This is a genomic window from Falsiroseomonas sp., assembly GCF_030695085.1.
Taxonomy (GTDB): domain Bacteria; phylum Pseudomonadota; class Alphaproteobacteria; order Acetobacterales; family Acetobacteraceae; genus Falsiroseomonas.
In genome coordinates this window covers 19,780-27,502 of record NZ_JAUYTS010000222.1, presented here as the reverse complement: position 1 = coordinate 27,502, position 7,723 = coordinate 19,780, and the positions used below count along the sequence as shown (strand labels likewise).

General features: G+C 69.7%; 10 protein-coding genes. 3 read left to right on the top strand and 7 right to left on the bottom strand.

All coding sequences use genetic code 11. From position 1 onward, the window contains the following. A partial coding sequence (locus tag Q8S40_RS22960) for a metal ABC transporter solute-binding protein, Zn/Mn family (RefSeq protein ID WP_305672267.1) occupies positions 1 to 775 on the bottom strand: 775 nt, incomplete at its 3' end. A 324-nt stretch (positions 776 to 1,099) separates the two neighbouring features. Between Q8S40_RS22960 and Q8S40_RS22955 the strand changes: the two genes are divergently transcribed. After that, positions 1,100 to 1,306, top strand: coding sequence for a cold-shock protein (locus tag Q8S40_RS22955; RefSeq protein WP_168051108.1), 207 nt, complete (start codon positions 1,100 to 1,102; stop codon positions 1,304 to 1,306). Positions 1,307 to 1,407: 101 nt separating this feature from the next. Here Q8S40_RS22955 and Q8S40_RS22950 read toward each other — a convergent pair whose 3' ends face one another. The 6 genes from Q8S40_RS22950 to rplM all read right to left on the bottom strand — a co-directional run bounded on the left by Q8S40_RS22950 (position 1,408) and on the right by rplM (position 5,361). Next, complete coding sequence (locus Q8S40_RS22950; RefSeq protein ID WP_305672266.1) at positions 1,408 to 1,962, bottom strand: hypothetical protein; 555 nt, start codon at positions 1,960 to 1,962, stop codon at positions 1,408 to 1,410. After that, entirely contained in the window at positions 1,946 to 2,524 is a 579-nt protein-coding gene (locus tag Q8S40_RS22945) for a hypothetical protein (RefSeq protein ID WP_305672265.1), read from the bottom strand. Before Q8S40_RS22945 ends, Q8S40_RS22950 begins: the two co-directional genes overlap by 17 nt. A gap of 158 nt (positions 2,525 to 2,682) precedes the next feature. After that, positions 2,683 to 3,213 carry a gamma carbonic anhydrase family protein gene (locus Q8S40_RS22940; RefSeq protein WP_304810906.1) on the bottom strand — a complete coding sequence of 177 codons (531 nt, stop codon included), beginning with the start codon at positions 3,211 to 3,213 and terminating at the stop codon, positions 2,683 to 2,685. A gap of 15 nt (positions 3,214 to 3,228) precedes the next feature. Continuing rightward, positions 3,229 to 4,188: an N-acetyl-gamma-glutamyl-phosphate reductase gene (gene argC, locus Q8S40_RS22935; RefSeq protein WP_305672264.1), complete on the bottom strand. Its 960-nt coding sequence runs from the start codon at positions 4,186 to 4,188 to the stop codon at positions 3,229 to 3,231. Positions 4,189 to 4,318: 130 nt separating this feature from the next. Further along, the gene (rpsI, locus tag Q8S40_RS22930; RefSeq protein ID WP_305672263.1) at positions 4,319 to 4,855 is read right to left on the bottom strand and encodes a 30S ribosomal protein S9; all 537 of its coding nucleotides are present in this window, start codon (positions 4,853 to 4,855) and stop codon (positions 4,319 to 4,321) included. Between the two features lie 2 nt (positions 4,856 to 4,857). Continuing rightward, the gene (gene rplM / locus Q8S40_RS22925) at positions 4,858 to 5,361 is read right to left on the bottom strand and encodes a 50S ribosomal protein L13 (protein ID WP_305672262.1); all 504 of its coding nucleotides are present in this window, start codon (positions 5,359 to 5,361) and stop codon (positions 4,858 to 4,860) included. 141 nt (positions 5,362 to 5,502) lie between these two features. Here rplM and Q8S40_RS22920 point away from each other — a divergent pair, with 141 nt between their 5' ends. Further along, positions 5,503 to 5,931, top strand: coding sequence for a VOC family protein (locus Q8S40_RS22920; RefSeq protein WP_305672261.1), 429 nt, complete (start codon positions 5,503 to 5,505; stop codon positions 5,929 to 5,931). Positions 5,932 to 5,965: 34 nt separating this feature from the next. After that, the gene (locus tag Q8S40_RS22915) at positions 5,966 to 7,681 is read left to right on the top strand and encodes a dihydroxy-acid dehydratase (protein WP_305672260.1); all 1,716 of its coding nucleotides are present in this window, start codon (positions 5,966 to 5,968) and stop codon (positions 7,679 to 7,681) included. The last annotated feature ends 42 nt before the right edge of the window (positions 7,682 to 7,723 follow it).

The following is a 7,723-nucleotide window of genomic DNA, read 5'->3' as shown; positions in this document are numbered from 1 at the left end:
CGGGGCTCGGCGAGATCGTGCTTTCGCTGAACACGGCCGGAATCTTGTGGGCGATCACCTGATCGATCACCTTGCGCACCTGCTGCGGCGTGCCTTGCTGGTCGGCGTTGATCGGCCAGAGATAGGCCTCGCGCAGCCCGTAGTCGCGCGTCAGGTAGCTGAAGGCGCCCTCGCAGGTGGCCAGCACGCGGCGATCCGCCGGCAGGCGGGCCAGGCTTTCGCGCAGCCGGACATCCACCGCGCGGATCTGCGCCGCGTAGCGCTCGGCATTGGCGGCGTAGATGGCGGCGTTGGCGGGGTCGATATCGGCCAGCGCCTTGCGGATGTTCTCGACATAGACCAGCGCCAGGGTGGGCGACATCCAGGCATGCGGGTTGGGCTGGTTCTCATAAGGGCCCTGGCCGATGCCGATCGGGGTGATCCCCTCCGTCAGCACCGCCTGGCGGGCGTGGCCGGCGCGGCTGAAGAAACGTTCGAACCAGCGCTCCAGCCCCAGGCCGTTCCACAGCACGAGGTCGGCGGAACGCGCGCGGACCACATCCAGCGGCGTCGGCTCATAGTCATGGATCTCGGCGCCCGGGCGCGTCAGGCTTTCGACCAGCGCCGCGTCCCCGGCCACGTTCTGCGCCATGTCGGCGAGCACGGTGAAGGTGGCAACGATACGCTTCGGGGATTGGGCGGCGGCGGTCCCGGCGGTGGCCCCGGTGGTGGCAGCGAGCGTTGCAAGCCCAAGCGTGGCAGCCAGCAGGCGGCGGCGAGAAGCGGATCCCGTCATATCTGTCCCTTGCTGTGTCGCGGGTTGGTTGCGGATGGATGTCGTCTTGGGTTGATGATCTTGCCGTGCCGTCAGTATGTAGCCAAGGCTACAGACGTCGCAAGACCCTTGCGGATCGCAGACGCGCGAGGTCGCGGCCTATGTGTCAGGGGTGGGTTGCAATCCCGGCGTGCAACCGTCATATCAGTCGGGTCATCGTCGTTTGGTCCGGCCTGCCCCTCCTGCTCATCCATTGAGTGCCGAGCCTGGTGTCCGTTTCCCCTCAGCGTGATCCGCACCACGATGTCGTGATGCGGCCCCTCTCATGAACGGAACACCTCCATCATGGCTATCGGCACTGTTAAGTGGTTCAACGCAACCAAGGGCTACGGCTTCATCCAGCCGGAAGACGGCTCCAAGGACGTCTTCCTGCACATCTCCGATGTGCAGCGCGCCGGTCTTCAGGACCCGCGCGAGGGCGACAAGATCGAGTACGAGATTCAGCGCGGCCAGCAGGGCAAGGAATCTGCTGGCAACCTGAAGCGCGTCTGATGCGCCGGGCCGGTTGATCCGGCCCGCGTTTCGCGCCTTCCAACGGCCCCGTCGCCTCGCGCGACGGGGCCGTTGTGCTGTCTGGGGCCAGTCGAGCTGAATCAGTCGAGATCCCAGCGGCCGTCATTCATAAGCTCCGCCTGCGCCAGGCTGGTGGCTTCCGCCGCACGCGGCAGTGGCGGCAATGCGGCCAGGCGCCGCAGTACCTCCCTGCCCTGCCCGGCCGAGACCTGATCCAGCGCCGCCTCCGCCCGCGCAACCTGTCCCGCCTCCAGGGCGCCGGCCGCGTTCAGCATCGCTGCCGCGACCGCCTGCGGCGCCGCGCTGTCCGGCACACCCAGCGCCACCCTCAGCTCCACCCTCCCGGCCCGCAGCGCGGGGCCGAGCAGCGGCGAGGCGCGACGCCAATCCGGCTGCCGCACCAGGCTGGCAGCCAGCCATTCCAGCCGCGCCGCCTGACGGGCCGCCTCGGCCGGACGCCCGGCCAGGCTTGCCGTATCGGCGAAGGCCGGGGCGGCCGCGAGCACCGCGCCGCGCACCGGGTCACCGGCGCCTTCCGGCATGGCCAATGGCACATCCGGCTGCGTCGCGACTGGAGTCGCGGCGCAGCCGGCGAGCAGCAGAAGCGCGGGTATGAGCCTAGAAGCGCAGCTCACGCTGATTCCGGTTGCTGTCCCGGCGGTTCAGGGCATCGCGTGCCCGGGCGGTTGCCGCGGCGGCGCGCGGCAGCGGCGGCAGATCCGCCAGCCGCGCCAGCGCCGCATCGGCCCCGCCCGGCCCGGCCAGCGGGGCGAGCCTGGTGCCGGCCGCGGCACGATCGCCCCGGCGCAGCGCGGCGGAGGCACCATACAGCGAATCGACCGCATCCTGGGCCGAGGCCTCCTGCCGGAAGCCCAGCGCCGCCCGCGCCTCCGCCCTGGCCAGGCGCAGCTCCGTCGAAACCAGCGGGTGCATGTCCCGCCAGGCACCGCCGAAGCCCAGTTCCACGGTGAGATATTCAAGCTGCGCCAAGGCTTCCGCCGCTGCGGCCGGGTCGCCCGCCAGGCTGGAGGGCGTGCCGAAGGCATAGGAGGAGGCGAGGATGGCGCCGCGCGTCGGGTCCCCGGCACCAGGGCTTTCGGCGGAAGGCGGCAGGTTCACGAATTCGGGCGGCGGCATTGGCGCGCACCCGGCTGCCAGCAGCAGGCCGGTGGCCAGGGCGGCAAGGCGAAGGCGCATGACGGGCGGCCCTTTCCGGCAGGTTGGCCATGAGGTAGGGCGGCCCATACGCCCCGCCAAATCACGCCTCGGCGGGGCCACCCGCGCACCAAGAAGGCGCTCGGCTATCCACGCGCCAGGGAGGCGCTCGTTTATCCACGCGCCAGGGAGGCGCTGGGCTATCCACGCGCCAGGGAGGCGCGATGCCGCTTGGACAGTGCGACATAATTCGGCGCGGTGCGGTCGAACTTGCCGCGCTCCTCGGCCGACATCACCCGCACCAGCTTGGCCGGGCTGCCCATCCACAGCTCATTCGGGCCGATCACCTTGCCGGGCGGCAGCATGCCGCCGGCGCCGAGCATCCCGCCCTCCTCGATCACCGCCCGGTCCAGCACGGTCGCACCCATGCCGACGAAGGCGCGGTTCTTCAGGGTGCAGGCATGGATGATGCAGGCATGGCCGATGGTGACGTCATCGCCGATGATCAGCGGTTCCGCCCCCGCATTGAGGTGCAGAACGCTGCCATCCTGGATGTTGGTGCGGGCGCCGATGCGCATGATGTTGGTGTCGCCACGCAGCACGCAGTGATACCAGACGCTGCTATCCTCGCCGATCTCGACATCGCCGATGACGATGGCGGTCGGCGCCACCCAGGCCTCCGGATGAATTTGCGGGGTCTTATCCTCGAAGGGGATGACGGGACCGGTCATGTCGTTCTTCTCTCCCTAGGCGGCCAGCGGCAGGGCGGCGGAGACGTCCACGCCCAGCATCAGGCCGATATTCTGCACCGCGGCGCCGGATGCACCCTTGCCCAGATTATCCAGCTTGGCCACCAGCACCGCCTGGCCTTGGGCCGCATTTCCGAACACGCGCAGTTCGAGGAAATTGCTGCCGTTGAGCTCCTCCGGCGCCAGCCGCGCCTTCGGGTCCGCCGCCGCCACGCGCACCCAGCCACTTCCGGCATAGGCGCTCCGCAGGCAGGCTTCGAGGTCGGCGGGCGTCGGCTTGCCGTTCAGCAGATCGAGGTGCAGCGGCACGGATACCAGCATGCCCTGCGCGAAATCCCCGACCGAGGGCACGAAGATCGGCCGCCGCGTCAGCGCGCCGTAGCGCTGCATCTCCGGCACATGCTTGTGGTCCAGGTTCAGCCCGTACAGGAAGAACGGCGCCGCGGTGCGGGTCGGCTCGAACTCCGCGATCATCTGCTTGCCGCCGCCGGAGTAGCCGGAGACGGCGTTGATGGTGATGGGGTAGTCGGCGGGCAGGATGCCGGCCTCGACCAGCGGGCGAATCAGCGCGATGCCGCCCGTGGGGTAGCAGCCGGGGTTGGAGACGCGCATGGCGCCCGCGACGGCCTGCGCCTGGGCCGCGTTCAATTCGGGAAAGCCGTAGACCCAATCCGGGTCGACCCGATGCGCGGTGGAGGCATCGATCAGCTTCGGCGCATCGGCCCCGAGCCCCGCCGCCATGGCCGCACTTTCCTTCGCCGCGGCATCCGGCAGGCACAGCACCACCAGATCCACCTCCGCCATCAGCGCGCGCTTCGCCGCGGGGTCCTTGCGCTGGTCATCTGGGATGGAGCGCAGCGCGATGCCGGGGAAATGCGCCAGGCGATCGCGGATCTGCAGCCCGGTGGTGCCGGCTTCGCCGTCGATGAAGACGCTGGGGATGGGGCCCTTGGCCATTTTCGTGTTCCCTCGGATCGCACGCATGCCGCCCTCCGGCGGCCCAAAAAGCAAGAGGGGCAGGCCCTTGCGGACCTGCCCCCCTGTATAACCAGCCATGCGGCCGGGCGTGACGCCCGTCCGCGAGGCGTCAGCGCTTGGAGAACTGGAAGGATCGGCGGGCCTTCGCCTTGCCGTACTTCTTGCGCTCGACCACGCGGCTGTCGCGCGTCAGGAAGCCGGCCTTCTTCAGGATGCCGCGCAGGCCCGGCTCGTAGTAGGTCCGCGCGCGGGTGATGCCGTGGCGCAGGGCGCCGGCCTGGCCGGACAGGCCGCCGCCGACGACGGTTGCGAAGACATCGAACTGCTGGTCGCGATCTGCCACCAGGAAGGGCTGGCCGATCACCATCCGCAGCACGGGGCGCGCGAAATAGGTGGTGGAGGGCTTGCCGTTGACCACGATGTTGCCCTTGCCGGGCTTCACCCAGACGCGGGCGATCGCGTTCTTGCGGCGGCCGGTGGCGTAGGAACGGCCCTGCGCGTCACGCTTCGGCGCGACGATCGCCGCAGGCTCCGCGGCGGTGCCGCCGGCCGCGTCGACCAGGTCCTTCAGTTCGGCCAGGGAACCGCCGGTGCGAGGTGCATCGCTGCGCGGGGCATCGGTGCGGGGTGCTTCGGTCTCGCTCATGCTCAGGCAGCCTTACCAGCGGCGGCCTTCGCGGGGGCGCCGAAGACATTCTTGCGGTTCAGCGCACCGACATCCAGCGCAGCCGGCGTGTTGCCGGCATGCGGATGCTCGGGGCCGGCGTAGACATGCAGATTGCGCATCTGGGCCCGGCCGAGCGGGCCGCGCGTGATCATGCGCTCCACCGCCTTCTCCAGCACCCGCTCGGGGTGCGGGCTGGCCAGGCGCTCGGCCAAGGTGCGACCCTTGATGCCGCCGGCATAGCCGGTGTGCCAGTAGAACACGGACTGCTCGGCCTTCTGGCCGGTGACCCGGACCTTCTTCGCGTTGATCACGACGACATGGTCGCCGCAATCCACATGCGGGGTGAAGGTAGGCTTGTGCTTGCCGCGCAGGCGGTTGGCGATGATGCTGGCGAGGCGGCCGAGCACGAGGCCCTCCGCGTCGATCAGCACCCAGTTCTTGGTGACCTCCGCCGGCTTGATGGAGGTGGTTTGCCGAGTAAGCATCTGCTTCGTAATTCCGAGTATCGGTCTGGCGCGCTGTATCCGGCGGCAGGGCCGGAAAGTCAAGCGAAACCGGGGCTTTCCGGTGGCGGTATCGGGATACCGTCATGCCATGCAGTCCCGCAGGACGCATCAAGCGCGGACGTGGCAGAACCCGTCCCGACAACCGGAGACCCCGCCATGTTCAGCCACGCCACCCTCGGCACCAATGATTTCCCGCGCGCCATGGCCTTCTATGATGCGCTGCTCGCCCCGCTCGGCCTCACCCGCTTCCACACGGATGCGGACCAGGGCCATGCCGGCTATGCCGCCAACCCCGATGCCAGCCCGCAATTCTGGCTGATGCGCCCGATCGATGGCGGCCCGGCCACCGCCGGCAACGGCGCCACCCTGGCCTTCGAGGCCCCCGACCGCGCCACCGTCCGCGCCGTCCACGCCGCCGGCCTGGCACAAGGTGGGGCGGAGGAGGGTAGCCCTGGGCTGCGGCCGCATTATCATGCCGACTACTACGGGGCGTATCTTCGCGACCCCGATGGCAACAAGCTCTGCTGCGTCTGTCACCGCCCGGCGTGAGGTGGGCGGCGCCGGGGCGTGGGGAGACAGCAAGATGACCGACAAGCCGGAAATCCCGAAGCCGATGGGCCTGGGCAGGAATGCCTCCAACTACGGCGATCGCGATTTCGCGCTGTATCTGCGCCGGTCCTTCGCCAAATCCATGGGCTATTCCCAGGCGATGCTGGACAAGCCGGTGGTCGGCATCGCCGACACCGGGTCCGACTACAACAACTGCCACCGCACGGCGCCGGAGCTGATCGAGGCGGTGAAGCGCGGCGTGCTGGCCGCCGGCGGCCTGCCGCTGGCCTTCCCGACCATCAGCATCTGCGAGCCCTCGCTCTCCCCCTGCTCCATGCACTACCGCAACCTGATGGCGCTCGACACGGAAGCCATGCTGGCGAACCAGCCGATGGATGCCGCGGTGCTGGTGGGCGGCTGCGACAAGACGGTGCCGGCGCAGCTGATGGCCGCCATCTCCTCCGGCACGCCGAGCGTCATGCTGGTGGTCGGGCCGATGCTGGCGCAGTCCTTCGCCGGGGAGCGTCTGTCCGCCTGCACCGATTGCCGCCGCTACTGGGCCCGCTACCGCGCCGGGGAGGTGACGGGGGAGCGGATCAAGACGCTGGAGGGCAAGCTCGCCACCACCGCCGGCACCTGCGGCGTGATGGGCACGGCCAGCACCATGGCCTGCATCGCCAGCGTGCTCGGCTTCATGCCGCTGGATGCCGCCTCCGCCCCCGCCGTGCATGCGGATAGGCTGCGGATGGCGGAGGAAGCCGGCGCGCAGGCGGTGCGGCTCATCCAGAAGCCGGTCACGCCGCTGTCGCTGATGACGCAGGGCAATCTGGACAATGCCGTGCGGGTGCTGCTGTCGATCGGCGGTTCCACCAACGCCGTGGTCCACCTGGCCGCCATCGCCGGCCGCGCCGGGCTGAAGCTGGACCTCAAGCGTCTCGATGAACTCAGCGAAACCACCCCCGTGCTGGTCGATTTGAAGCCAACCGGCGAAGGCTACATGGAGGATTTCCACAGCGCCGGCGGCATGCAGGCGCTGCTGTGGGAGATCCGCGACCTGCTGGACCTGGATACACTGGACCTGGATGGCGTGACGCTGCGCGATCGGATCGGCGACGGCAGCCATTTCGTGGACCGCAAGATCATCCGCGCGCGGGAGACGCCGGTCAGCCCGGTCGGCGGCCTCGTCACCCTATACGGGTCCCTCGCCCCGGATGGTGCCATCCTCAAGCGCAGCGCCGCCACCGCGTCCCTGTTCGAGACGGAGGCACGCTGCCTGGTGTTCGACGGGCTGGAGGATTTGGCCAACCGGATCGACGACCCGGAGCTGGACGTGCTGGCGACCGATATCCTGGTGCTGAAGAATGTCGGGCCGCGCAGCCCCGCCGGCATGCCCGAAGCCGGCTACCTGCCGATCCCGAAGAAGCTGGCCCGCGCTGGCGTGAAGGACATGGTGCGGATTTCCGACTGCCGCATGTCCGGCACCGCCTTCGGCACCATCGTGCTGCATGTGGCGCCGGAGGCCTCGGTCGGCGGGCCGCTCGCCCTGGCACAGACCGGCGATCGCATCCGGCTTTCCGTGAAGGATCGCCGGATCGAGTTGCTGGTGGCGGAGGATGAGATGGCGCGGCGCCGCGCCGTGTGGTCCCCCGCCCCCGCCCCGGCGCGTGGCTGGGACCGGCTGGTTCACGAGCAGGTGACCCAGGCACCCCAGGGGGCCGACCTGGCGTTCATGCTGCCGCCGGAGCGCTAGCCGCCGCGCCACCCGGCCTCCATGACGGCGGCCGGAGGGTGC

What these genes read in the sequence shown, in the direction of transcription:
- Q8S40_RS22955 (WP_168051108.1), top strand. Translation starts at nt 1,100, where the DNA reads ATGGCTATCGGCACTGTTAAGTGGTTCAACGCAACCAAGGGCTACGGC.
- Q8S40_RS22945 (WP_305672265.1), bottom strand. Translation starts at nt 2,524, where the DNA reads ATGCGCCTTCGCCTTGCCGCCCTGGCCACCGGCCTGCTGCTGGCAGCC.
- Q8S40_RS22940 (WP_304810906.1), bottom strand. Translation starts at nt 3,213, where the DNA reads ATGACCGGTCCCGTCATCCCCTTCGAGGATAAGACCCCGCAAATTCAT.
- argC (WP_305672264.1), bottom strand. Translation starts at nt 4,188, where the DNA reads ATGGCCAAGGGCCCCATCCCCAGCGTCTTCATCGACGGCGAAGCCGGC.
- rpsI (WP_305672263.1), bottom strand. Translation starts at nt 4,855, where the DNA reads ATGAGCGAGACCGAAGCACCCCGCACCGATGCCCCGCGCAGCGATGCA.
- rplM (WP_305672262.1), bottom strand. Translation starts at nt 5,361, where the DNA reads ATGCTTACTCGGCAAACCACCTCCATCAAGCCGGCGGAGGTCACCAAG.
- Q8S40_RS22915 (WP_305672260.1), top strand. Translation starts at nt 5,966, where the DNA reads ATGACCGACAAGCCGGAAATCCCGAAGCCGATGGGCCTGGGCAGGAAT.